The 23,800-nt window shown below is 63.4% G+C and carries 20 protein-coding genes; 10 read left to right on the forward strand and 10 right to left on the reverse strand.

The genetic code is table 11. The annotated features are described in order from the left end of the window. Positions 1 to 166 precede the first annotated feature (166 nt). Positions 167 to 913, forward strand: a complete 747-nt coding sequence (locus tag ILT44_RS13135) for a L,D-transpeptidase (protein ID WP_204240042.1) — start codon at positions 167 to 169, stop codon at positions 911 to 913. 177 nt (positions 914 to 1,090) lie between these two features. On the opposite strand, the gene ILT44_RS13140 is transcribed toward ILT44_RS13135, so the two are convergent. From ILT44_RS13140 to ILT44_RS13150, 3 genes are read right to left on the reverse strand one after another with little or no spacing between them, the layout of a single operon-like run. After that, on the reverse strand, positions 1,091 to 1,807 hold the full coding sequence (locus tag ILT44_RS13140) for a DUF2076 domain-containing protein (RefSeq protein WP_204240043.1): 717 nt from the start codon (positions 1,805 to 1,807) through the stop codon (positions 1,091 to 1,093). 56 nt (positions 1,808 to 1,863) lie between these two features. Next, a complete protein-coding gene (locus tag ILT44_RS13145) occupies positions 1,864 to 2,460 on the reverse strand; it encodes an NUDIX hydrolase (protein ID WP_204240044.1) in 597 nt (198 codons plus the stop codon). Positions 2,461 to 2,466: 6 nt separating this feature from the next. Then, entirely contained in the window at positions 2,467 to 3,318 is an 852-nt protein-coding gene (locus ILT44_RS13150; RefSeq protein WP_204240045.1) for an SDR family NAD(P)-dependent oxidoreductase, read from the reverse strand. Positions 3,319 to 3,602: 284 nt separating this feature from the next. Here ILT44_RS13150 and ILT44_RS13155 point away from each other — a divergent pair, with 284 nt between their 5' ends. Continuing rightward, positions 3,603 to 5,795: an FG-GAP-like repeat-containing protein gene (locus ILT44_RS13155; RefSeq protein WP_204240046.1), complete on the forward strand. Its 2,193-nt coding sequence runs from the start codon at positions 3,603 to 3,605 to the stop codon at positions 5,793 to 5,795. Between the two features lie 141 nt (positions 5,796 to 5,936). Here ILT44_RS13155 and ILT44_RS13160 read toward each other — a convergent pair whose 3' ends face one another. The 5 genes from ILT44_RS13160 to ILT44_RS13180 all read right to left on the reverse strand — a co-directional run bounded on the left by ILT44_RS13160 (position 5,937) and on the right by ILT44_RS13180 (position 12,327). Beyond that, positions 5,937 to 7,448: a hypothetical protein gene (locus ILT44_RS13160; RefSeq protein ID WP_204240047.1), complete on the reverse strand. Its 1,512-nt coding sequence runs from the start codon at positions 7,446 to 7,448 to the stop codon at positions 5,937 to 5,939. A 99-nt stretch (positions 7,449 to 7,547) separates the two neighbouring features. Then, positions 7,548 to 8,903 (reverse strand): glycolate oxidase subunit GlcF, encoded by a 1,356-nt coding sequence (gene glcF, locus ILT44_RS13165; protein WP_204240048.1) that lies wholly within the window; start codon positions 8,901 to 8,903, stop codon positions 7,548 to 7,550. Positions 8,904 to 8,912: 9 nt separating this feature from the next. Next, a complete protein-coding gene (locus ILT44_RS13170) occupies positions 8,913 to 9,530 on the reverse strand; it encodes a DUF2585 domain-containing protein (protein ID WP_204240049.1) in 618 nt (205 codons plus the stop codon). Between the two features lies 1 nt (position 9,531). Further along, positions 9,532 to 10,716, reverse strand: coding sequence for a glycolate oxidase subunit GlcE (gene glcE, locus ILT44_RS13175; RefSeq protein ID WP_239468204.1), 1,185 nt, complete (start codon positions 10,714 to 10,716; stop codon positions 9,532 to 9,534). A gap of 177 nt (positions 10,717 to 10,893) precedes the next feature. After that, positions 10,894 to 12,327, reverse strand: a complete 1,434-nt coding sequence (locus ILT44_RS13180) for an FAD-linked oxidase C-terminal domain-containing protein (RefSeq protein WP_204240051.1) — start codon at positions 12,325 to 12,327, stop codon at positions 10,894 to 10,896. Positions 12,328 to 12,575: 248 nt separating this feature from the next. On the opposite strand from ILT44_RS13180, the gene ILT44_RS13185 reads away from it, so the two are divergent. The 7 genes from ILT44_RS13185 to bfr all read left to right on the forward strand — a co-directional run bounded on the left by ILT44_RS13185 (position 12,576) and on the right by bfr (position 17,599). After that, positions 12,576 to 12,965: a c-type cytochrome gene (locus ILT44_RS13185; RefSeq protein WP_204240052.1), complete on the forward strand. Its 390-nt coding sequence runs from the start codon at positions 12,576 to 12,578 to the stop codon at positions 12,963 to 12,965. Beyond that, positions 12,962 to 13,759, forward strand: coding sequence for a (Fe-S)-binding protein (locus ILT44_RS13190; protein ID WP_204240053.1), 798 nt, complete (start codon positions 12,962 to 12,964; stop codon positions 13,757 to 13,759). Before ILT44_RS13185 ends, ILT44_RS13190 begins: the two co-directional genes overlap by 4 nt. A 9-nt stretch (positions 13,760 to 13,768) precedes the next feature. Then, positions 13,769 to 15,202, forward strand: a complete 1,434-nt coding sequence (locus ILT44_RS13195) for a LutB/LldF family L-lactate oxidation iron-sulfur protein (protein ID WP_204240054.1) — start codon at positions 13,769 to 13,771, stop codon at positions 15,200 to 15,202. After that, complete coding sequence (locus ILT44_RS13200; RefSeq protein ID WP_204240055.1) at positions 15,199 to 15,870, forward strand: LutC/YkgG family protein; 672 nt, start codon at positions 15,199 to 15,201, stop codon at positions 15,868 to 15,870. The genes ILT44_RS13195 and ILT44_RS13200 overlap by 4 nt, the downstream gene beginning before the upstream one ends. A gap of 76 nt (positions 15,871 to 15,946) precedes the next feature. Beyond that, positions 15,947 to 16,516: a putative glycolipid-binding domain-containing protein gene (locus ILT44_RS13205; protein ID WP_204240056.1), complete on the forward strand. Its 570-nt coding sequence runs from the start codon at positions 15,947 to 15,949 to the stop codon at positions 16,514 to 16,516. Between the two features lie 118 nt (positions 16,517 to 16,634). Next, positions 16,635 to 16,892: a (2Fe-2S)-binding protein gene (locus ILT44_RS13210; RefSeq protein ID WP_204240057.1), complete on the forward strand. Its 258-nt coding sequence runs from the start codon at positions 16,635 to 16,637 to the stop codon at positions 16,890 to 16,892. Positions 16,893 to 17,113: 221 nt separating this feature from the next. Next, the gene (gene bfr, locus ILT44_RS13215; RefSeq protein ID WP_204240058.1) at positions 17,114 to 17,599 is read left to right on the forward strand and encodes a bacterioferritin; all 486 of its coding nucleotides are present in this window, start codon (positions 17,114 to 17,116) and stop codon (positions 17,597 to 17,599) included. Positions 17,600 to 17,658: 59 nt separating this feature from the next. On the opposite strand, the gene ILT44_RS13220 is transcribed toward bfr, so the two are convergent. Together ILT44_RS13220 and ILT44_RS13225 are read right to left on the reverse strand one after the other, a co-directional pair. Further along, complete coding sequence (locus ILT44_RS13220) at positions 17,659 to 20,382, reverse strand: bifunctional acetate--CoA ligase family protein/GNAT family N-acetyltransferase (RefSeq protein WP_204240059.1); 2,724 nt, start codon at positions 20,380 to 20,382, stop codon at positions 17,659 to 17,661. Between the two features lie 121 nt (positions 20,383 to 20,503). After that, positions 20,504 to 23,209 (reverse strand): ATP-binding protein, encoded by a 2,706-nt coding sequence (locus ILT44_RS13225; protein WP_204240060.1) that lies wholly within the window; start codon positions 23,207 to 23,209, stop codon positions 20,504 to 20,506. Positions 23,210 to 23,410: 201 nt separating this feature from the next. On the opposite strand from ILT44_RS13225, the gene ILT44_RS13230 reads away from it, so the two are divergent. Further along, positions 23,411 to 23,791 carry a phasin gene (locus ILT44_RS13230; RefSeq protein ID WP_204240061.1) on the forward strand — a complete coding sequence of 127 codons (381 nt, stop codon included), beginning with the start codon at positions 23,411 to 23,413 and terminating at the stop codon, positions 23,789 to 23,791. Positions 23,792 to 23,800: the final 9 nt, after the last annotated feature.

Here is a 23,800-nt window from a genome sequence, read left to right on the forward strand (position 1 = left end):
TTGCTCAAGGCTTCACCCCTCTTCTCGGAGCATCGACAGGAAACCGGTCCTGACCTTCCCGCTTAAATTCATCGAGCTTGGCGGAAACAAAAGCCTCGCTTGCCGTTATTTCAGCGAACCACAGCTATAGGATGCTTCGATGCGTGCTTGGATCCCTTGCTCTGCAATGCTTTTGGCCGTCCTCCTGCCCGCCGCCGCTTCGGCGCAGCCGATGGGCCGCACAGGTCAGTTCTACGGCAACACCTACATCTCGTCGGAATACGATAACTATCCATATGCGCGGACGCAGGACGGATATTCTGAAAACTATCCTCTCGTGACGCGTCCCTCATCCCGAACCCAGATCTACGGCAGCCAGCGCGTAAACGGGTATCCCTACGACGTGAGCTCGACGGGCAGCGTCGTCGCCTCGCTGCCTCAGGATTACGGCAACGGCACGGGCTACGACAACAGTATCGATTATGCCATTTCGCCGGAATTCCAGCGCCAAATCGTCTCCTATCGCGGCAACGAGCGTCCCGGCACGATCGTCGTCGATACCAACAGCAAGTTCCTCTACCTCGTGCAGGAGGGTGGCCGCGCCCTGCGCTACGGGATCGGCGTCGGGCGCGAAGGCTTCGAGTGGAGCGGGCGACAGACCGTGTCGATGAAGCGCGAATGGCCGTCCTGGCGTCCGCCGTCCGAGATGATCCGCCGCCGTCCCGACCTGCCGCGCTTCATGGAAGGCGGTCCCGACAATCCGCTCGGCGCCCGCGCCCTTTATCTCGGCTCGTCGCTCTATCGCATTCACGGCACCAACGAGCCGCACACCATCGGCCAGGCCGTCTCCTCGGGCTGCATCCGCATGCTCAATGAGGACGTCACCGACCTCTATAACCGCGTGAAGGTCGGAACGACGGTGATCGTGCTCTGACCCCGCGACGGCGTCATCACCGTTCTCTTGCGATGGCCGGGCTAGTCCCGGCCATTCTCTTTTGAGAATCGTGCAGCGTCTGATCCAACGCGGCATCGACTGCTTGATGGGTGCTGCCGTGAGCTCCGTCTATCTCTTCGCCGCAATCAGCGGCGTTGTTGTCATCCGGAAGAGCGTCTAGGCCCAATCGCCCTCGTCTCCGCCATCACCGCCGAAGTCGGAGAAATCCTGACCGGATTCGTGATTGCCTTGATCCTGGTAGAGCGAATCCGTAATGCCCGTGTTGCCGGCGTCGGCAGCCTTATCGGCGCCTCCGAGACCGGCTGCAGAGGCGACATCGCTTAACGGATTGTTGTCGCCGCTGAAGGCATTCGTCAGGGCATTGGCGATCATCATGCCGCCGGCAACACCGGCCGCCGTCGAGAGCGCCGTCCCGAGGAACCCACCTCCACCCCCGCCGCGCTGCATCATGCCGCCGCCCCAGGGACCGGGCGCGCCGCCCATCATGCCGCCCTGTGGAGCACCGTAGTGATGCTGCGGGTGCTGTTGAGGATTCCCCCAGGGCGAGGCCTGCCGCGCGGGCGGCGTGTTGTAGGCCGGTCCCGGCGGACGCGACGCACTGCCGCCGCCGAAGATGCTGGAAAGGAAGCCGCCCGTCTGCGGGCGGCGGCTCGCCTGATCGAGCTCGGCGCGCAAGTGCTCGTTCTCGGCCTGGAGATTGGCCAGCGCCTGCTCCTGCACGAAGACCGCCTGGGCCATGGCATAGGGTGCATAGGGCTGCTGGCGCAGTTTCTCGGCGATGAAGCGCTCGGCCTCAGGATCGCGCGGCTGGTTCGCCACCTGCTCGAGGCGTTGGAAGATGTCGCTGATGACCTGGCGTTCCTGATCGTTCATGGCAAGCCTCCTTACATGGCCGTCGGACACTCATGTAAGAACGGCCTTCGCGTTTGTCAGGGGTGGACAAGGCCGAGCTTGCGCATATTCCGCAGAGCCTGTGGCGCGATGGCTTCCAGATCCTGGAGGCCCCTCCATTCGGCACCATGCACCTCCAGCAGGTCGGGCCGGACGGCGCTCCCGCGCTCTGCCCGCACCACGTAGCGGATGTCGTGATGCCAATGCTCGGGCTCGTCGCGCTCGGGACGGGCGGGAATGCGGTGGCTGTCGATGTCGATCGGCAGGCCGGAGGCCCGATGCCAGGGATCGAGCGCAAGCCCGTCGATCCCTGTTTCCTCCATCGCCTCCCGCAAGGCCGAGCCCGCCAGATCCTCCGGAGCCTCATAATGCCCACCGGGCTGCAGCCAGCGCGCGAGGGAGCGATGATGGATCAGAAGCGTCCTGCGCCCTACTTCGTCAAGGATGAAGGCCGATGTCGTGACATGGCCGGGAAAAGTGCGGCGGGAGTGAATCCCGTCTCCCCTCGCGATCTGACGCCGCAGGAGCGCATGCCTGTCATCCGGCACATCGAATGCCCTGGCATACCCATCCAGGATCGCTGCGACATGGTTCCGGAAGCCTGCCGGATCGAAGTCTACGGGTGAGGAATCCAACGTCGCCTAACCTTCCATCACTTTGGCGAAGGCATCCTTGTAGTCGGGATGCCAGCGCGACAGGGGCGGACGGTTCTCGATGAGGTCCTCGGCGGCCCAGCGGATGCGCTTCTCGTCCATCGCCCGGGTCGTCTCGTTGTCCGGGCACAGCACGTAGAAGTCGCCGCGCTGCAGAGCCGGCAGCAGAAAGTCGATGACCTGGTCCGGCGTCCAGGCGCCCGCCGGCCTCTCGGTGATCCCCCTCGCCCTGGTCAAGCCCGTGTAGACGAAGCCCGGGATGAGCAGATGCGCCGTCACCTGGCAATCGGGCGTGTTGCGCAGCTCATAGGCCAGGGCCTCGGTCAGCACTTTCACGCCCGCCTTGGAGATATTGTAGGCCGTGTCTCCGGGCGGCGTGGTGATGCCCTGCTTCGAGCCGGTATTGATGATGGCGCAGGGGGATTTCTGCCCGATCATGGCGGGCGTGAAAACCTGCACGCCATTGATCACGCCCCACAGGTTTGTTTCCAGGATCGTGCGCCAGCGCTCCGGATCGCCAAGGATCCGCCCGCCGCCTTCGGTGCCGGCATTGTTCATGAGCACGGCGACCTCGCCGAAGGCCGCATAAGCCTTCTCCATGAGGCGCTCGACATCCTCGCGCCGGCTCACATCCGTTGCCACCGCCTGCACGTTTTCAGGTTTCCCGGCAACGCCTGCCACCTCTTCGGCGCTGCGCTGGAGCGTTTCACCCTCAAGATCCGCCAGGCAGACCTTCATGCCGAGCTCCGCAAACCGCTTGGCGGCCGCAAGCCCGATGCCGCTGGCCGCTCCGGTAACGACGGCAACGCGGTCTTTGGCGATTGCAGGGTGCTGGGCCATCCTTTTGATCCTTGTTCAAGGTTTTATTTGGCGTTCAAGTCCGAGAAATTCCGACTCCGGCGTGATCGGCTGAGATGACCTTTGCAGGCGCATGGATCCCGAACATAGTTTCATCCGATTTCGGACAGCTCCTACGGGATGATAGGCAAGATCGGCAGAATTGCCACACTTCTGTCGTCACGATGTTTGAAGCGCCATTCCTGCTTTCGACGTGCTGTGACACGAGATAAAAATCTTGAATACTGCGCTCGGGGAACATTCCCTCCTGAATGAGATAATAAAAAATGTCACTGCTGCCGCTCAGCACAACCAAGCCGCCCTCTCCAACGTCCTATTACACGCTCGGGCAATATGGGTTTTATCATCGTGAAATGAGCGAGCCTTACGATGCCTGGTATTACCCCACAGCAAACGACTACAACCCGCCAGGAGTCTACTCCCTCGAAACGAGCAGCCATGCAACCGGCGATTTCAATGGCGACGGGCGCCAAGATCTCCTGATCGGCTGGGTCGCAACTCCGCATACCGTCGACCGCGAGACTCCCATTTATCCAACCGTCTTCCTGAACGATGGCCACGGCGGCTTGCGTCCTGCCAACATGAACGTCGTCGGCGATCTTCCGAACATTCATATGGGATACCGGCTCGTCGTCGCGGATTTCAACGGTGATGGCATCGACGACTTCGCTCAGGGCAGCATGGGCAGGATCACGCGGCTGCCCGATGGAACTTACGACAACTCTTGGGATCCGATGATCCTTGTGCTCTCACAACCGGACGGCACATTGCGGGATGCCAGCAAGAACATTGAAGGCCAGGAAAATGGCCTGCCGATGGATGGGTTCACTTTCGCCCATGATACGGCGGGCGGTGACATCGACGGTGATGGCGACATCGATCTCTACAGCGGCAAGGTTCTGCTGCTGAATGATGGTACCGGTCATTTCAAGAACGCGCGCCACCTGCTTCCCGATGAGGCCCGGCCCACAGAAACCAACATCATGTCATCGGCAATGGCTGATTTGGACAATGACGGAGCCGATGATCTCATTTCGGCCCAGTTCAATGGCGGCACGAACAACGTCTTCTTCTCGCGCTGGAGCAATGGCGCGGCCGGATGGGAAAGAGTGGTTCTGCCAGACGGGTTGTATGGCTCGAATACCAACTTCAATGATGTGACGGTCGCCGATATCAACCGTGATGGGCTGAAAGACATTCTGTTCGCAGAAACTCGACGGGAGCCCTATTATACAGGTCGGGCCATTCAGATTCTGGTCAACAGGGGCGGCGGAGTCTTCGTGGACGAAACGGGATCCCGCATCAGCAATGTCCAGCGGGATGCCGCCGGCGGCGAAGGCGAACTGAATGCTCTCGATATCGATGGCGATGGCGATCTTGATCTGATCGATTCCAGCGTACCCTTCCAAACTGGCGGGCGCGCACCGTCAGGAACCTCCGTTGCCCTGAACGACGGATTCGGGCATTTCACCTGGGTGAACAACGAGGTCTTTGCCTATGTGCAACCATTCCAGATCGCGGGTTACGAGCATCTGGAAAGCATGTGGAGCCAAGGCCCGGGACGCATGATTCCCATCGACCTTGATGGGAAGAACGGTTTGGATTTCGTCGGTCTTGCTGAGACGCCGCTGATGCAGTGGCCGGTTACGGATCCGAAGAACTTCATCATGTTCACGGTGCTCAGCACCCTGCCGCTCGGACAGGGAATTGATGGCACTTCGGGTGCGGATACCGTCAACGGTACATCCGCGAACGACGTGCTCAACGGCTTCAGCGGAAACGATACGCTCCGTGGCTATGGTGGCCATGACAAGCTCGATGGCGGGAAAGGTTCCGACCGTCTCGATGGTGGAAAGGGCAATGACACTTACATCGTGGATTACGCCCGAGACATCGTCATCGAAGCAGCCAACGGCGGGCGCGACACAGTGCTCACCAGCGTCAGTTACACGCTCGGCTCATCGGCGCAGGTCGAGGGCTTGTCCGCTTTACTGCCCGCAAGCACCTCATCTCTCAATCTGACCGGCAACAAATATTCGAACGCGATCAAGGGCAATTCCGGACGCAACACCCTGAAAGGCGGCGAAGGCAGCGATAAGCTTTATGGCGGGCTTGGTAATGATCGGCTCAGCGGTGGTTCGGGAAAGGACGTGTTCGTTTTCGACACACAACCCCACAAGACCACGAACATGGACACGATCACGGACTTTTCGGTGTCCGACGATACGGTCTGGCTCAGCAATGAGATCTTCACGAAGATCGGCTCCAACGGACGTCTCAAAGCGGGCGCGTTCTGGATCGGTTCGAAGGCCCACGATCGGTCCGACCGGATCGTCTATGACGAGCGGACCGGGACGCTTTCCTACGATATGGATGGAACGGGCAAGGCCAGCCAGATCAAATTTGCCCAGATCGCCAAGGGCCTTGGCTTAACCCATGCTGATTTCTACGTGATTTGAGGATCTTCAAGGGGAAAGCAGGTTCGGCTTTCCCCTACCGCGCGTCTATCCGTCTCGGAGAGAAGGGAGAATGCGGCAGCACCCGAGGCATTTACAAAAGAAAAAGCCCCGCATCTCTGCAGGGCTTTGGAGGTAAGCGTCTTATTCCGCGTCCGGCGATTTCAAGGGCCGTACATTGGTCTCGATCTCGTCCTCGTCGAAGAGGGAGGGATCGTCCTCCTGTGTGTCGAGGCGGGTCTTCTTGCGCAGGGCGATGTATTTCTTCTGGATCTTGATGCGGCTCTCGCGGGCGATCTCGAGGGCACCCTGCACGAGGGAGCGCTCGGCCTTCTCGTTCTGCAGCTCTTCCGTGAGGCGGCGGTTGGCGGATTCCAGGGTGCTGCGTTCCTGATCGAAGCGCTTGGTGAGCTGGTCGATGCGCTCGGAGAGGCTCGCCACCTTGTTGTCGGAGCTTTCGATCTGGAAGTCCTTGGCGGCGATGGCCTTGCCCAGCATCTCGACGCGCTCCTGCAGCTCGATGCGCGAGCGCTGGAGTTCGTTGACCATGGCCACCTGACGCTCGACCTCCTGCTGCGTCGCTTCGAGACGCCGGTCGAGGGTGTTCTTCTCGATGGTGGTCTCTTTCAGGGAGCGCTCGACGCCGCGCAGGGCCTCGTTCTTGTCGCGCAGCTGGTCGCGGGTGTGGGCGAGGATCTTGTCGGTCGCCGAGAGGCGGGAGGTGAGACCCTCGATCTTCATGTCGAGCGCCGAGAGATCGGTCTGGTGCGACGAGCGCTCGGCATCGATCTGCGTCTCGAGCCGCTGGCGCAAAACCTGCTCGGCCATGAGCTTGGTTTCGAGTTCGGAGGCGCGCTGGCGCGTGGCCTCGAGCTGCGTTTCCATCTCGCCATAGCGGTTGGACAGGCTGGAGAGGCGGTAGTTCTGCTCCTCCGCCACCTTCTGCAGCCGCTTGACCTCGTGATCGAGCAGGCCGTTCCTCTCGCGCGTCTCGATGAGCTCCCGCTCGGCGCGAGCCACCGACTGGTCGGCCTCCTGCGCTTCGAGGCGCAGCGCCTGGTTCTCTTCCGTGATGTTGCGGGCGCGCTCGGTCTCGATGGCGAGCTGATTCTCAAGGTCGGCAACGATGGCCTCCTTGTCCTTGGCGTTGAGGCGCAGATCCTCGATGTAGCTGTCCTGCTCGCGGATCTTGGACTCGGCCTTTCGCAGCTGGGAGACCGCGGCGTTCAGGTCGTCCACCGTGCGGGCATGAAGGCTGCCGAGGTCGCCAAGCTCCCGCCGGAGGGCCGTCGTGTTCTCGGTCTCCTGCCGGAGCACCGCCTCGGTTTCCATCAGACGCGACTGGAGCTGCGGATAGCTGCGGATGAGGTCGGTCACCGGCTCGCTCAGGAGGGCGAAATCCTCCTTGAGGCTGCGGATCTCCTCCAGCCGGTCGATCATGTTGGCGAAGCGGACGCGGATCAGCTCGTTCTTCTGGCCGACGGAGTCGAGGGTGCCGTTGGGACGGACGATGACCGGCTCCCCTTTCTCGGGAGAAGCGGGCGCCGCCAAGGCAGGGGCTCCTGCGGCTTCCCCACCCTGAAGCAGGGGCGCCGAGGAATCCTCGTCCTGCTTCTTGCCGAAACGGTTCCTGAAAGACGTCCATCCCGAAGACATGTACCGGCCCTTACGTCCTGAAATTCATACTTTCCTAACTTTTAGCTCAGACACGAGCCTTTTGGAAATAAAATTTCGTTGCGTAAGAGTGTAGCAGCCTCACTCTGCTGCGATGGTTAACGGCTGGGAGGGGCTCTTTCCGAAGCCTGCCGCCTCCAGGGTCTCCGGCATGGGGCCTCCCGTCGCCCAGTCGAGAAGCTCGACCGTATGGACGATGGGGATTTCGGTGCCTTTCCCGATCTGGGTCATGCAGCCGATATTGCCCGTGGCGATGAGGTCGGGCTTGGTGCGCTCGATATTGGCGACCTTCCGAGCGCGCAGCTGGGCGGCGATCTCCGGCTGGAGCAGGTTGTAGGTGCCGGCCGAGCCGCAGCAGATATGCCCTTCCGGCACGTCTTTCACCGTAAAGCCCGCCTGCTTCAGCAGGGTCTTCGGCTCGGTGCGGATGGCCTGCCCGTGCTGCATGGAGCAGGCGGAGTGATAGGCCACCACGAGATCCGTCTCCCGCACCGGCTCCATGAGCTTCAAGGACGTGACGTACTCGGTGATATCCTTGGCAATCGTGGAGACCCGGGCCGCCTTCTCGGCATAACCCGCGTCCTCCCGGAACATGAAGCCGTAATCCTTGATCGTGGTGCCGCAGCCGGAGGCCGTGATGATGATGGCGTCCAATCCCTCGCCGTCCATCTCCGCGATCCAGGCATCGATGTTGCGCTTGGCGAAGGCATGAGCCTCCTCGTCCCGGCCCATATGATGGACGAGGGCGCCGCAGCACCCCTCCCCCTTCGGCTGGACCACGTCGACGCCATGGCGGTTGAGGAGGCGGATGGCGGCCTCGTTGAAGCCGGGCTTGAGGATCGGCTGGGCGCAGCCGGACAGGATGGCGACCCGGCCCCGGCGCTCTCCATGGGCCTGGAAGGTGCCTGGCTGGTCGAAGGGCGTGCGGGCGGGAACCCGCGCGGGCGCCAGCTCGATCATCGCCTGGAGGCGATTGCCGAGCAGAGGCAAGGCGCCGATCAGCCCCTTGAAGGGCTTAGCCAGCATCGCGGCGCCGAGCGCGAACCGAAAGCGGTTCGGATAAGGCAGCACGCTGGCCAGAACCCAGCGCAGTAGCCTGTCATGCCACGGCCGCGTATAGGTCGCCTCGATATAGGCGCGGGCATGATCGACCAGATGCATGTAGTGCACGCCGGAGGGACAGGTCGTCATGCAGGACAGGCACGAGAGGCAGCGGTCGATGTGCTTCACCACCTCCGGCGAAGCAGGCTTGCCGCTCTCCAGCATGTCCTTCATCAGGTAGATGCGCCCGCGCGGAGAATCGAGCTCGTCGCCGAGCAGCAGATAGGTCGGACAGGTGGCGGTGCAGAAGCCGCAATGAACGCAGGTCCGGAGAATACTCTCCGACGACGCCATGGCGGGGTCTCTCAGCTGGTCGGGCGTGAAATTGGTTTGCATTGTTTTATCTCACATCGCCCCTTGCCACTGATTGATGGCGTCAATGGGGTGGATCAGCATGATGATGTTCAAGATCAGGTTGTCGCGGATCCAAAACCCGACGAAGGCTTCCATGATCACCGCCACAAGAACCGTCAGCCAGACAGGCCAGAGCCGCGCCAGCACGAACCCGGCGATCATGGCAACAATGTCCGAAACCGAATTGATGACGCTGTCGCCATAGTAATCCAGGGCGATGGTCGTTGCACGATAGCGATCGATGATCGTGTCTGTGTTCTCGGCGATCTCCCAGGCTGCCTCCAGGCCGATGGCGAGCAGAAGCGCGATGCCGAAGGGAAGCGCCTTACCCCTCAGGAGGCCGAAAATCCAGGCGCCGCAATAGAACAGGAAACCGTGGATGACATGGGAGGGCGTGTACCAGTCGGTCAGATGCTGCGAGTTGCCGGAATCCTTCACGGTTCCATGCCACAGCTCGACCGTGCCGCAGGTACAGATCGGCGTGCGGCCCATGGCCAGAAGGATGACGGCGGTCAGCGCGATGAGCGCAAGGGCGAGCCCGACCACGATCAGGGGCCGCAAGCCTTTCGATGCCTTGGTCCGAAGAGCCAGAGAAGCCGTCCCTGCCATTTCAGATCCCTGCATACATCCGGCCCGGATTGAGAATGCCGGACGGATCGAAGGAGGCCTTGATGCCGCGGGTGAGCGTCATCAGCGCATCGGATTGCGGCTCGAACACGTCGAGGGTCGAGCGAACCTCAGTGGGCGCCCGCACGAGGGTGGCGTGGCCGCCATAAGTCCTGGTGGCGTCACGCAGGACGGAGGCGCCCGCGTCGCCGTCGAGCGGGGTCGAGATCCAGAGGAGTCCGCCGCCCCAATCGTAGAACCATTGCGCGTCGAGCGACTGCGCGACCTGGCCGACGAAGTCGGGCCCCTTCGTCGGCGCGGTGGAGACGCGCCAGACCGCCCGGTTCCCCTGATCGGTCAGCAGCGTCGCATCGCGCACCGATTGCCAGAGCGCCTCGGCCCCGACGCCTTCGAGAATGTCCATGAAGCGGAAGCGCTTCAGCAGGCGCTTGAGCTCGTTCATGCGGTAATCGACGGAGACCCTGAACCCCTCGAGCCGGATCAGCGTGCTGCCGCCGCGCCGGTCGCGGTCCGGAACATGCGCGGCGCCCGTCACGTCGAAGGGCGATCCAAGCGCCATCGCGAGCGCCTCGATGCCCTGCCTGTCGTCGAGGCCACGGATGACGAGGGTCGCCATGCGCTCGGGCTTCGGGAGCACCTTGAAGGTGACCTCCGTGAGGAAGCCGAGCGTGCCCCAGGAGCCGGCCATGAGCTTCACGAGGTCGAGCCCCGTGACGTTCTTCATCACGCGCCCGCCGGATTTCACCACCTCGCCGCGCCCGTTGACGAAGCGCACACCGATCAGGCTGTCGCGGGCGGCTCCCGCCATGATCCGGCGCGGGCCGGAGATGTTCATGGCCGCCACGGCCCCGATGGTGGGATCGCCCCTTGTGCCGAGAAGCGAGCGGTAATCCATCGGCTCGAAAGGCAGCTCCTGCCCCTTCGCGGCCAGGACCCGCATGACCTCCAGCACCGGCGTGCCGGCGCGGGCGGAGATCACGAGCTCCGCCGGCTCGTAGAGCGTGATGCCGGTCAGAGCCGTCGACGAGATCGAGGCGTCGGTCTGGTTGGGGCGCCCCATCGGCGCCTTCGTGCCGTTGCCGGCAAGGTTCAGAAGCGTGCCCTTGTCGGCGGCTTCGCGGATGATATTGGAGGCGTCCTGCTCGTCGCGGGGGGTATGGACTGACATATCGCTCACTGTTCCCCTCCCCCTTGCGGGGAGGGGCTAGGGGTGGGGGTCGGACGACCGGGTGGGAGATCTTGTTTTATGAACACCGGTATCAACCTTGAATCTCAGTTCATCACGTTAGAGTTTTGACTTTGCGACCCCCACCCCTCAATCCCTCCCCGCAAGGGGGAGGGAAGCTCAAGCGGCGAATCTTCCTTCGAGCGGGAACACCTTGGCGGGGTTGAGGAGCCAGAGCGGATCGAACACGCCGCGCACGCGCATCTGCTGCTCGAGATCCTTGGCGTTGAACTGATAGGTCATCAGGTCGCGTTTCTCGATGCCGACTCCGTGCTCGCCGGTCAGACAGCCGCCGACCTCGACGCAGAGCTTGAGGATGTCCTCGCCCGCCTTCTCAGCCTTCTCCATCTCGCCGGGCACATTGGTGTTGAACATCACAAGCGGATGCAGGTTGCCGTCGCCGGCATGGAACACGTTGGCGACGCCGAGCCCGTAGGACTTCACGATCTCGTCGATACGGTTGAGCACATAGGGCAGCTGCCCCGTCGGGATCGTCCCGTCCATGCAGATGTAGTCGGCGACACGCCCCGTGGCGCCGAAGGCCGACTTGCGGCCCTTCCAGATCGCCGCGCTCTCGGCCTCCGATTGCGAGACCTTCATGGTCTTCGGCTTGAACGGCTCTGCGATCGTGACGATGCGGCGGAGCATGTCGTCGATCTCCTGATCCGAGCCCTCCACCTCCACGATGAGCATGGCCTCCACGTCGAGCGGATAGCCCGCATGCGCAAAGGCCTCGCAGATCTGGATCGCGGGCTTGTCCATATACTCGAGCGCCACCGGGATGATGCCCGCGCCGATGATCGCCGCCACGCAGGCGCCGGCATCCTCCACCCGCTCGAAGCCGAAGAGCGCGGGCCGCGCGCCTTCCGCCGCGCGCAGGATCCGCACCACCGCTTCCGTCACGACGCCGAGCTGGCCTTCCGAGCCGCAGACGAGACCGAGGATATCGTAGCCGGCAGCGTCCAGGTGCTCGCCGCCGATCTCCACCACCGTGCCGTCGAGAAGCACCATGGTGACGCCCAGAAGATTGTTGGTGGTCACGCCATATTTCAGGCAATGGGCGCCGCCGGAATTCATGGCGATGTTGCCAGCAATGGTGCAGGCGAGCTGGCTCGACGGGTCGGGGGCATAGAAGAAGCCCTCATGCGCCACCGCCTGGCTGATGCCGAGATTGGTGATGCCCGATTGAACGCGCGCCGTGCGGCTCTCGAAATTCACATCCAGCACCCGGTTCATCTTGGCGACGCCGAGCACGATGGCGTCCGCCTGAGGGATCGCTCCGCCGCAGAGCGAGGTTCCCGCCCCGCGCGGCACCACCTTCACCCCATGCTCATGGCAGAACCGGAGCACGGTGGAGACCTCCTCGGTGGTGGAAGGCAGCACGACGGCCAGCGGCATCTGGCGATAGGCGGTCAGGCCGTCGGTCTCGAAGGCCCGGCGCTCGTCCTCGGAGACGATCAGGGCCTCCGACGCGACAAGGCGTCCCAAACCCTCGACGATCTCCCTGCGGCGCGCCAGAACAGCCTCATCCGGTTTGGGAAATGCAATGGTCATGAAACCCTCCTCAAGGAAATGCCGGCTGCGCCCAGGGTATGGCTACCTTAACAATAAGGCGGCTTTCGCGGCTGGCGTTTCCTAATAATGTAGAATCTCTCTAGCGCATCGTGCGGAAAAGTGGACCGGTTTTCCGCAATAAAACGATGCGCAAGTTGAAAAGCGAGCATCGGATGGTCCCAAAAGTGGTGTCCACTTTTGGGTCCGATGCTCTAAGATGGGATAGATGTCCAGCAAAGGAGTTTTTGATGCGTTCCTTCATTCTATCCGCCGCCCTGCTTCTCGCAGGACTTGGCCACGCACAGGCTCAGGATGCTGCCAATGGCGAGAAGGTCTTCGCGCAGTGCCGCGCCTGTCATCAGATCGGCGAAACTGCGAAGAATGCCGTGGGACCGGTGCTGAACGGCCTCTTCGGCCGCCATTCGGGATCCATCGAAGGATACAACTACTCCCCCGCCAACAAGAATTCCGGCATCACCTGGGATGAGCCCACCTTCCGGGAGTACATCCAGAACCCTCGTGCCAAGATCCCGGGCACCAAGATGGTCTATGCGGGACTGAAGGACGAGCAAAGGATCAACGACCTCGTCGCCTACCTGAAGCAGTTCGACGCTTCAGGCAAGAAGGCAGCCCAATGAGCGTTCTGCCGTCGCAGGGCCGCCCGGCAAAACCGCGGGTCGGCCTGTTCGTCACCTGCCTCGTCGACCTGATGCGCCCCTCGGTGGGCTTTGCGGCCGTGAAGCTCCTGGAGGATGCCGGCTGCATCGTCGACGCTCCCGTTCAGACCTGCTGCGGCCAGCCGGCCTACAATTCGGGCGACCGGGGCACCACGCGCGATCTGGCGATGCGGATGATCGAGGCCTTCCAGGGATACGACTTCGTGGTCGCTCCTTCGGGCTCCTGCGCCGGCATGATAAAGGCCCATTATCCGGAGCTCTTCGAGGAGGATCCGAACTGGCGCGCCAAGGCCGACGCGCTGGCGGCCAGGACCTACGAGCTGACGAGCTTCCTCGTCGACGTGCTGTGCGTCACGAAGGTCGATGCCGCCTTCAATGGGGCTGTGACCTTCCACGATTCCTGCTCGGGCCTGCGGGAACTCGGCGTGAAGACCCAACCGCGGAAGCTGCTGGCCAGCGTGGAGGGTCTGACCCTCGTCGAGATGAAGGACAGCGATGTCTGCTGCGGCTTCGGTGGCACCTTCGCGGTCAAATACAGCGACATCTCCGGCGCCATCGTCGATGCCAAGGCCAGGAACATCGAGGACGCTCACGTCCCCACCCTGCTTGCCGGCGATCTCGGCTGCCTCATGAACATGGCGGGCAAGCTCAGCCGTGACGGCAGGCTGATCCAAGTGCGCCATGTGGCAGAGGTTCTGGCCGGAATGACGGACGTAGCCCCGATCGGAGCTGCAAAAGCCGACGCGATCAAGTAGAAGTCTTTCATGACCGTTCATTCCACATCTCCCCAGTTCAAGCAGAATGCCGCGCGGGCGCTGAACGACGATCAGCTGCAGAAGGCGCTGAACAACGTGAAGCAGGGCTTCATCGACAAGCGCCAGATGGCCGCCGACAAGCTGCCGGAATTCGAGGCGCTGCGGGATGCGTCCCGCGACATCAAGAACCACACCCTGGAGCATCTCGACCTCTACCTCGAAGCCTACGAGGAGAAGGTGAAGGCCTCCGGCGGGCACGTGCATTTCGCCCGCGATGCTGCGGAAGCCCGCGACATCATTCTGAACATCTGCCGTGAGACGGATGCGAAGACCGTGACGAAGGGCAAGTCCATGATCTCCGAGGAGATCGGGATCAACCATCACCTGGAGGCGAACGGCATCCAACCGGTCGAGACCGATCTCGGCGAATACATCATCCAGCTGCGCAACGAGCTGCCGAGCCACATCATCGCGCCCGCCGTGCATCTGAATGCCACGCAGGTGGAGGAGGATTTCCGGCGCGTCCACACCCATCTCGACGCCAAGCGCGATCTCTCCGAGCCCGTGCAGCTCCTGACCGAGGCCCGCGCCGTGCTGCGCGAGCGCTTCCTCGCGGCGGATGTGGGCATCACCGGCGCCAACTTCCTCGTCGCCGAGACCGGCACCTCGATCATCGTCACCAACGAGGGCAACGGCGATCTCACCCAGATCCTGCCGAAGACGCATATCGTGCTCGCCTCGCTGGAAAAGCTCGTTCCGACGCTGGAGGATGTGAGCCAGCTCCTGCGCGTGCTCGCCCGCTCCGCGACGGGCCAGGAGCTGTCGGTCTACACCACCTTCTCCACCGGACCCCGCCGCAGCACGGATGCGGACGGGCCGGAGAACTACCACGTGGTTCTCATCGACAACGGGCGCTCCTCCATGCTCGGCACGAGCTTCGAGGAGATGCTGCGCTGCATCCGCTGCGGCGCCTGCATGAACCATTGCCCGGTCTATCACGCGGTCGGCGGACACGCCTATGGCTGGGTCTATCCCGGCCCCATGGGCGCGGTGCTCACGCCCTCCCTCATCGGTGTCGACCAGGCAGGGCATCTGCCAAACGCCTCCACCTTCTGCGGGCGCTGCGAGAGCGTGTGTCCCGTGCGCATTCCGCTGCCCAAGCTCATGCGCCACTGGCGCGAGCGGGAATTCGAGCGGCACCTGACGCCCGCGACCGTCCGGTCCGGCCTAAAATTCTGGGGCTTCTTCGCCAAGCGCCCGGCCCTTTACCGGCTCGCTACCCGCGTCGCCATGGGCGCTCTCGCCCTAGCGGGCCGCCGGCGCGGACATTTTGCTTGGCTGCCCATGAGCAAGGGCTGGACCAAGTACCGCGACTTCCCAGCCCCGCAGGGCGAGACTTTTCAAGCCCGCTGGGAGCGCGAGCGCAAGGGACAAGCCGCATGAGCGCCCGCGACGACATCTTCGGCAATATCCGCCGCTCGCTCGGCGTCAACGGCAGCGAAACTATCCGGCGGCAGATCGTAGCGGACCGCCTGGAGCGCGCGCCCAAGGGCGTGATCCCCAAGCGGGGCCAGGTCTCCGGCGAGGAGCGGATCGCCCTCTTCAAGACCATGGTCGAGACCTCGCTTGCCACGGTGACGGAGGTTGCCTCCCCGGCGGAGGTGCCGCAATCCATCGCCCTCTTCCTGCGCAACCACAACCTGCCGGCGACGCTCCGCATGGGCGACGACCCGCGCCTCAAGGCCATGCCCTGGTCCGATACCACGCTCGAGATCGCCCATGGCCCGAGCCGAGGCAGCGACCTCAACGCGGTGAGCCACGCCTTCGGAGGCATCGCCGAATCCGGCACGCTCGCCATGGTCTCGAGCGCCGACAACCCCTCCACCCTCAACTTCCTGCCCGACAACCACATCATCGTGGTCTCGGCCAAGGACATCGCCAGCGATTACGAATCCGTCTGGAACCGGGTGCGCTTCGCCTATGGCAAGGGCAGCATGCCGCGCACTGTGAACTGGATCACCGGCCCCTCCCGCTCCGGCGACATCGAGCAGACCCTGTTGCTCGGCGCCCATGGGCCCCGGCGGCTGCATGTCATCGTGGTGCGGGAGTAGTTTACGCCTGAGTCGACAAGTCGCTCAGCTAAGCCATAATCCTGTGACAAAGCAGCTGTGACGCTGGAGCCTCGCCATGGCCATCCCGACCCTCATCTTCCGCACCATCCGGTGGTCGGCCTGGGACGGCTGCGAGGCGGGGCTGGAGCATGTGGATGTGCGCCCTCGCGATGGCGGGCTCGACATCTCCGGCGTCGTGATCGCCCAGGAGGACGACGCCAGGTTCGGTCTCTCCTACCGCCTCAAGCTGGATGCCTTGTGGCGAACCCGCGAAGCTCTTCTCAGAACCACATCGGGGCATGTGCTTCACTTGGAGAGCGACGGCCAGGGGCACTGGCAGGAGAACGGCAAGGAGCAGCCTGCGCTCCAGGGCTGCATCGATATCGACATTCAGGCGACACCGATCACCAATACCCTGCCCATCCGCCGTCTCGATCTCGATGCCGGGGAGAGCATGGAGATCCGCCTCTGCTACATCTCCATGCCTGATCTGATCGTCTCGGCGGCCAACCAGCGCTATACGGCCCTTGACGCGGGTTCGCTCTACCGTTTCGAGAGCCTGGAGAGCGGCTTCACCGCCGAACTGCCTGTCGACGAGGACGGCTTCGTTCTCGACTATCCGGGCCTGTTCAGGCGCCTGGGCTGAACGTCCGTGCACAACCGTGACATCTGGGCACAGGAAATAGGGCTGGCGCCTGGTTTTATTATCAGCTAAGTCTTTGAAATCCAATATAGTTTTTAGTAATTCTAAACTAGAACAACAAATGATCGTCTGCTCCTGCAACATCCTCTCCGACGGTGATGTCAAAGCCTGCCTCAAGCCGGGGCCGGGCTGCCCGCGCACGCCGGCGCAAGTCTATCGCTGCCTCGGCTGCAGCCCCGATTGCGGGCGCTGCGCCCGGACGATCCGCGCCATCATGGACAAGGCGCTGGCCGATGCGGGCGTGGAGCCCATTGCCGCCTGCCAGCGGGGCTGCTGCCCGACCGCCCTCGAAAAAGCCGCCGCCGAACCCACCCTTTGATCAAAGGGGCTTTCACCCTAGTTCATAAATCCTCTAGAGCATCGGATGGATCCCAAAAGTGGATTTGCACGTTTGGGATCCATCCGATGCTCAATCTATTGAGTAGCGCATCGTTTGAGCGGACCCAGTGGGCCGCGCCAGCGAAAACCGGCTCCACTTTTCCGCACGATGCGCTAAGGAAGGGTCCGGCGCATCGGCGCCGTTTGGACGAGAGGGTTAGGATGAAGGGTGATCCGAAGGCAATCGAGTATCTCAATCGCGGCCTGCGCAGCGAGCTGACGGCGGTCAACCAGTACTGGCTGCACTACCGGCTCCTGGACGACTGGGGCTACAAGGAGCTTGCGAAGACCTGGCGCAAGGAATCCATCGAGGAGATGCACCACGCGGACCGCTTCATCGAGCGCATCATCTTCCTCGAAGGCTTTGCCAACCTGCAGGTGCTCGACCCCCTGCGCATCGGCCAGAACATCCAGGAGATCCTCGAATCCGACCTCGCGGCGGAATACGACGCCCGCAACCTCTACGGCGAGGCCGCCGCCTATTGCGACAGCATCGGCGACCGGGTGTCGAAGAACCTGTTCGAGGAGCTGATGGCGGACGAGGAAGGCCATATCGACTTCCTCGAGACCCAGCTCAACCTCGTCGAGCAGATCGGCATCGAGCTCTACGCCCAGAAGCATATCGGCGGGCTCGACGACGACCACTGAAGATCTGGCATCATGCCGATGCAAAGATATGGCCCGCCCTAAGGCGGGCCTTTTGCATTTCAGGTGGATTTGGCGAGTTTTCCCGGTTCCTCGATCGCGGCGATCGGCAGGGTCACGAGACGCAGTTCCGGATCGTCCGGATCGATCCGGATCGTGAAGCCCAGGCTGCGGCACATGTCGAGCATGGTGGAGTTCTCCCGCAGCACCTGACCATCGATCTCGCGTAGGCCCTCGGCCTTCGCCCACTCGATCATCAGCCGCATCAGCTCCCAGCCGAGGCCGAGCCCCTTGAGATCGGAGCGAAGCAGGATGCCGTATTCGCCTGTCTCGTGGTTGGCATCCGCATGGAGGCGGACAGCCCCCATCATGTCGCCAGTCTCCGCGTCGAAGGCGACGAAGGCGATAGCGCGGGCATAGTCGAGCTGCGTCAGGCGAGCGAGGAAGGTATGGCTGAAATCGCGGACCGGCGCGAAGAAGCGTAGGCGCAGGTCCTCCGGCGTGATCTTCTCGAAGAAGCGCCGGAACTCGTCCTCGTCCTCGGGCCGCACGGGACGCACGAAAGCATTCCTGCCGTTGCGCAGGCCGATCGTGCGCTCCCATTCCTTCGGGTATGGCCGGACCGCAAAGCGCGGATGCCCGCTGCCCTTGCGGGTTTCGGGCGCAACCGCGACGCGGGCATCGACCGCGTTGACGCCGGTATGGTCGGCGAGCAGCGGGTTGATGTCGAGCTCGCGGATCTCGGGCAGGTCGGCCGCCATCTGGGCGAGCTTCACGAGGGTGAGCGCAATGGCTCCCTCGTCGGCCGCCGGAACGTCGCGGTAGGCCTTGAGGCGGCGCGACACGCGCGTGCGCCCGATGAGATCGTGGGCGAGCTTCAGATCGAGAGGCGGCAGGGCCAAGGCCTTGTCGTTGATCACCTCCACCGCCGTGCCCCCGCGCCCGAACAGCACGACGGGTCCGAAGGAGGGATCGTCGGCGATTCCCATGATCAGCTCGCGGGCCTTCGTCCTGCGCACCATCGGCTGCACGGTGACGCCCGTGACATGCGCCCCAGGCTTCAGGCGCGCGGCGCGTTCGAAGATGTCGGCGGCCGCCTTGCGCACCGCCTCCTCACTGGTGAGATCGAGCTTCACGCCACCGATGTCGGACTTGTGCACGATATCGGGCGAGAGAACCTTCACCGCGACTGTTCCCCCCTCCGCAAGGACGGGCCGCGCCGCCTCCGCGGCCTCCTCCGGCGTCGTCGCCAGAACGACGGGCGCGGTGGGAATGTCGTAGGCTCTGAGCAGCGCATTGACCTCGAGAGGATCGAGCCAGCGGCGGTTCTGCCCCACCACGTGCTCGACAATGGCCCGGGCGGCCTCCGTATCCGGCTCGAAATCGTGCGGAAGGTCGTCGGGCGTCTCCATCAGCTGGTTCTGCGCCTCACGGTAGCGCACCAGCTGCATGAACCCGCGCACCGCGTCAGCCTCCGTGGCGAAATGCGGAATGCGGGCCTCTTCGAACACGCGGGCGGAATCCGGGTCCTCGCCGATCCAGGCGGCAAAGACCGGCTTCTGGCGATAGCCTCTCGCCCTATCCTTCTTCACCACGTTCACGACGGCAGCGGCCACATCCGAGGCGCCGGCCACGGCCGTAGGCACGCTTAGGATGAGAACGGCATCGTTTTCGGGGTCCGCGAGCAGCGCCTCCAGGGCCCCAGCATAGCGCTCGGGGTTCGCATCGCCGATGATGTCGATCGGGTTCCCGTGCGACCAGGTGGGCGGCAGGATGGCATCGAGCGAGTTGCGGGTCGTCTCTGAGATGGTGGCCAGCGTTCCGCCAAGATCCACAAGACGATCCACCGCCAAAACGCCGATACCACCTCCATTGGTAAGAACTGCCAGTCGACTGCCAGGGAAGGGCTTCTGCCGTCCCAATGTCTCGGCGGCGGCAAAGAGCTGGTCGAGATCGAGCACGCGGAGCAGCCCGGCGCGGCGGAAAGCAGCGTCATAGACCGCATCGGAGCCCGCCAGCGCCCCCGTATGGGTTGCGGCCGCCTTCGCTCCCTGCGCATGACGCCCGGCCTTGATCACCACCACCGGCTTCACGCGAGCCGCCGCGCGAGCCGCCGACATGAACTTCTTCGCGTTGCCGATGGACTCGATGTAGAGCAGGATCGCCCGCGTTCCGCTGTCGGCGGAGAAGAAGTCAAGGCAGTCGCTGAAGTCGACGTCGATCTTGTCGCCCAGGGACACGATGGCGGAAAAGCCAACGTTGCGCTGTGCGGCCCACTCGACAAGCCCTGCCGCGACCGCACCGGATTGCGAGACGAGCGCCAGATCGCCGGGCTTCGCAGAGTGAGCCGCAAAACTCGCATTCATCTTCGCCTGGGGGGCCAGCACACCGATGCAGTTGGGCCCGACGATGCGCAGTCCATGGGCGCGGGCCGCGAGCCTGACCTTCTCGCTCAGGGAACCTTCGCCATAGCCCAGTCCGGCGGTTGCCACGATGGCGGCGCTCACGCCGACTTGACCCGCCTCCTCGATCACGCCGAGCACCCTATGCGGCGGCACGGCAACGACGATGAGGTCTGGCACCTCCGGCAGCTCGGACAGAGACGGAAAGCACGATCTACCCTCGATCTCCACGTGATGCGGGTTGACGGAGAAGATGTCTCCCTCGAAGCCGCCGGCAATGAGATTGCGCAGGAAGGTCAGGCCGAGGGAGCCGGGACGCGGGCTCGTGCCGACGACCGCAATGGAGCGGGGAGCCAGCAGCTTGTCGAGGCGATAGGTGGACATGGGGATCCTTCGTCGCGTGGACATTTCGGACGAGGCGGCCCACCAGAACCTATTGCGGCCGGAGATAATCGCAAGACGCATTGACGTGAACGGTCTATCGCGTCTCGGCAAGCACGAGGACCTACTCGGCAAGGACCCTGGTCGGCGGGAAGATCACCTCGACCAACGTGCCCTCGCTCGGCTGGCTGGAGATCTGCAGCGCCCCACGATTCGCTTCGACAAGCGCCTTGGTGAGGGGAAGCCCGAGGCCCGTGCCGCCGCGCCTTCGCGACGTGGCGAGCTGGCGGAAGGGCTCAAGGGCGGCCTCGACCTCCGTAGGCGTCATGCCGATCCCTGTGTCACGCACTCGGAACGCCACCTCGCCGCGATCGGTCATGGCCGTGGAGACGATCACCTGTCCGCCCGCGTCGGTGAACTTGATGGCATTCGACACGAGGTTGAGCACGATCTGGCGCATGGAGCGCTCGTCAGCCACGACCGGAGGCAGCTTGGGCGCGAAGCTCATGCGCATGACGATGCGGTCGCGGGCGGCCTGGGGCTGGAGCAGGGCCACGCAGGTGGAAACCAGGTCGTTCAGGCTTACCCCCGTGAACGACAGCTCGAGCCGCCCTGCCTCGATCTTGGCGAGGTCCAGAAGATCGTTCACGAGGCTGATCACATGCGAGCCGGAGGCGTGAACGTCCTTGAGGTATTCCTTGTACCTTTCGTTGCCGATAGCCCCGAACCTCTCCTCGAGCATCACCTCAGCGAACCCGAGAATGGCATTCAAAGGCGTGCGGATCTCATGGCTGATCTTGGCCAGAAGGTCGGATTTCTGGGCACTCGCTTCCTCGGCGGCGTGCTTGGCGCCGATCAGTTCGCCCTCCGCCTTCTTGAAGGCGGTGATATCGCGCAACACGGCGCAGAATCGACGCTCCGGACCATCGCCCAAGCGCCCCATGGTCATGAAGAGCGGGATGGAACCGCCCTGACGCTCCCGGCCGACAACCTCGCGCCCGTCATTGAGCAGACTTCTCACGCCGGGCGAGCGCAGGCTCTCGAGATAATCGAGAGCGACCATATGGCTCTCGGGCGCCAGCAGCACCGTGATGGCGTCGCCCGCCACCGCCCGCTCATCATAGCCGAAGAGCGCCTCGGCCGAGCGGTTGAGGGAGAGGATGCGTCCCGTTTCGTTGAGCACGATGACGCCGTCGGTCGCCGTATCGAGGATCGCCTCCAGCTCGTGGACCCGGCTGTCCTGGGATGGAGGCGGAGGGACGTCGACCTTGGGGGCCCTGCGGATCAACAGGAGAGCTGCTTCCTCGCCGCCCCATTCAGCTGTCGAGGCGCGTACGGTCACGGCGATGTTCTCGTTGCTGCGGGTCGTCAGCGCGAGGGCGAAATCCTCGTCGCCTGAGCCCCCGAGGGCAGGCGAGCCGCGGAACAGGTGCACGAGACCGCCATCGGTCCGGACCTCTTCGATAGCCTCATAGCCGGTCAAATCGAGCAGGAAGCGATTGGCGAAGAGAACGTGCTCCCCGCGATGGACCAGAATGCCGATGGGCAGCCGGTCGAGGATACGGTCATCGCCAGCAGGAAGAGCAGCCGGCTCGGAAGGGCCGGCATCGCCCTCGGCTGCCGGCGTGTCCCCTTCTGGAGGGCGATCAGCCTGATCCGACGCACTCTCTTGGGCTGGCGTATCCTCCAAGCGTGCTCCCAGCGCCCGCGCGATCTCGCGAAAGGCGTTCCGCTCGGCCGTGGAGAGGCTCGATGCCGGAGGACGTCTCCCAGCGTTCTCCGGCTGCTGACCGGGCTCGGGCGGATTAGTGTTCGAGAGCGCTTCCGCCACCTGACCACGAAGATCGGCGAACCAGCCCTCGTCGGACGCCTTGCTCTCGGTCTCCACGGCCTGCGGAGGCATTTCCTCCGGTGGGCGGAACGGGAAGGTGTCATCAGGCACCAGGCTCTGGGCAATCAAGTGGTCCGAAACCGCCCCAGGCTCGCCTTGCGAATTCTCGAGAGCTGCCCGCTCCCGCGCGGCATCCATGCGCAGGAGGCCGAAGCCCCGGAAGCCGGTCAGCTCCCGGTCAGCCCTGAAGATGGGCATGCCGGCCCAGTCGACAGGCACCTGCAGCGAAGAATTATCGATGTTCCAGAAGATGGTTTGGCCGCTCCAGGTACCCCGGCGGGCGAAAAAGGCCGCGACGGCACCATCCGGATCCTCCACGACCGATTGGGATACCTCCGTCCAGGTTCGCCCGATGACGCTGGCTGCGACCGGTCCAACGGCTTCGGCGAGCTGCGGGGACACCTCCGTGAAGCGGGCTTCCGCATCCGCCTGCCATACGAAGCGGATTGTACCGCGGGGCTGCTCCGCTTGAGGAGTATCGGTTGCGATCTCAGAGGTGGGCTCCTGAGCGGTTCGAGCCTCAGCCGCCATCTGGTACGACCGTGAACGCGCAGCCTTCGGAGCAGTCGATCCGGCAAACGCCGTCATCAGCACTGTTTCGCCATTCTCCAGGGAGGCCAATCGGCAGGCGCAGGCGACGGGAAGCCAAGGGCGGGCCGGGTCCAGCCGCAAACGCTCCACCCTGATGCCCTCGCGGGGCGCAAGCCCGCCTGCAAGAGTCCTGATGCGATCGCGCGCCCGGAAATCCCGGGTCACCCGACCGGCCGAATCCGTGAACGCCTCCTTCACCCCCAGGGCATCCGGCGATGTCCAGAGCAGCTTCTCCCCTGCCCCATCCCAGACGAGCACGACTGCGCCCGGCTGAGCCAGCAGGCGCAGGTCAGGCTCGGCGGCAAGCCGCGCGATCAAAGCTTCGAAGGGATTGGGAATACCCAACATCAACGGTCCTTGCCACACACCATTACAGAGACTCTCAGGCTGAGCTTCTAGATTAGTATCCGCGGTCAAGCATGCAAGGCGGAACCCTTGAATCCATTTACTTTGAGGTAACCTTAATAGGCCGAGGCATATGGGAGTTGATTTTGCAATGCACAATGTGATATTGCACTGCACAAATGCCTTACTTACAAGGAGCAAGCTATGGCGACGAACCAGCCCCAAGGTTATGAGATCCCCCCGGAAATGCGCGACTTCGCCGAGAAGAGCGTCGAACAGGCTCGCAAGGCGATCGACGGCTTCATGAGCGCGGCCCAGAAGACGGCCGACACCTTCGAAGGCTCGGCCACCACGGTCCAGACCAGCGCCCGCGATGCAGCCCGCAAGACCTTTGCCTATACCGAGCAGAACCTGACCGCAGCATTCGACCTCGCTCAGAGAATGGTGCGCGCCAAGGACATGCAGGAGGCCATGCAGATCCAGGCCGAGTTCGTCCGCACTCAGTTCGAGGCGATGCAGACGCAGATGAAGGAATTCGGCTCGATGGCACAGTCCGCCATGAAGCAGCCGGGCGGCAAGAAGTAGTAAAAACCC

This window comes from Microvirga arvi (assembly GCF_016892765.1).
Taxonomy (GTDB): Bacteria; Pseudomonadota; Alphaproteobacteria; order Rhizobiales; family Beijerinckiaceae; genus Microvirga; species Microvirga arvi.

Bases quoted from the DNA above. Each gene is read 5' to 3' on its own strand.
- ILT44_RS13135 (WP_204240042.1), top strand. From the start codon at position 167: ATGCTTTTGGCCGTCCTCCTGCCCGCCGCCGCTTCGGCGCAGCCGATG.
- ILT44_RS13140 (WP_204240043.1), bottom strand. From the start codon at position 1,807: ATGAACGATCAGGAACGCCAGGTCATCAGCGACATCTTCCAACGCCTC.
- ILT44_RS13150 (WP_204240045.1), bottom strand. From the start codon at position 3,318: ATGGCCCAGCACCCTGCAATCGCCAAAGACCGCGTTGCCGTCGTTACC.
- ILT44_RS13155 (WP_204240046.1), top strand. From the start codon at position 3,603: ATGTCACTGCTGCCGCTCAGCACAACCAAGCCGCCCTCTCCAACGTCC.
- ILT44_RS13160 (WP_204240047.1), bottom strand. From the start codon at position 7,448: ATGTCTTCGGGATGGACGTCTTTCAGGAACCGTTTCGGCAAGAAGCAG.
- glcF (WP_204240048.1), bottom strand. From the start codon at position 8,903: ATGCAAACCAATTTCACGCCCGACCAGCTGAGAGACCCCGCCATGGCG.
- ILT44_RS13170 (WP_204240049.1), bottom strand. From the start codon at position 9,530: ATGGCAGGGACGGCTTCTCTGGCTCTTCGGACCAAGGCATCGAAAGGC.
- glcE (WP_239468204.1), bottom strand. From the start codon at position 10,716: ATGTCAGTCCATACCCCCCGCGACGAGCAGGACGCCTCCAATATCATC.
- ILT44_RS13180 (WP_204240051.1), bottom strand. From the start codon at position 12,327: ATGACCATTGCATTTCCCAAACCGGATGAGGCTGTTCTGGCGCGCCGC.
- ILT44_RS13185 (WP_204240052.1), top strand. From the start codon at position 12,576: ATGCGTTCCTTCATTCTATCCGCCGCCCTGCTTCTCGCAGGACTTGGC.
- ILT44_RS13190 (WP_204240053.1), top strand. From the start codon at position 12,962: ATGAGCGTTCTGCCGTCGCAGGGCCGCCCGGCAAAACCGCGGGTCGGC.
- ILT44_RS13195 (WP_204240054.1), top strand. From the start codon at position 13,769: ATGACCGTTCATTCCACATCTCCCCAGTTCAAGCAGAATGCCGCGCGG.
- ILT44_RS13200 (WP_204240055.1), top strand. From the start codon at position 15,199: ATGAGCGCCCGCGACGACATCTTCGGCAATATCCGCCGCTCGCTCGGC.
- ILT44_RS13205 (WP_204240056.1), top strand. From the start codon at position 15,947: ATGGCCATCCCGACCCTCATCTTCCGCACCATCCGGTGGTCGGCCTGG.
- ILT44_RS13210 (WP_204240057.1), top strand. From the start codon at position 16,635: ATGATCGTCTGCTCCTGCAACATCCTCTCCGACGGTGATGTCAAAGCC.
- bfr (WP_204240058.1), top strand. From the start codon at position 17,114: ATGAAGGGTGATCCGAAGGCAATCGAGTATCTCAATCGCGGCCTGCGC.
- ILT44_RS13220 (WP_204240059.1), bottom strand. From the start codon at position 20,382: ATGTCCACCTATCGCCTCGACAAGCTGCTGGCTCCCCGCTCCATTGCG.
- ILT44_RS13225 (WP_204240060.1), bottom strand. From the start codon at position 23,209: ATGTTGGGTATTCCCAATCCCTTCGAAGCTTTGATCGCGCGGCTTGCC.
- ILT44_RS13230 (WP_204240061.1), top strand. From the start codon at position 23,411: ATGGCGACGAACCAGCCCCAAGGTTATGAGATCCCCCCGGAAATGCGC.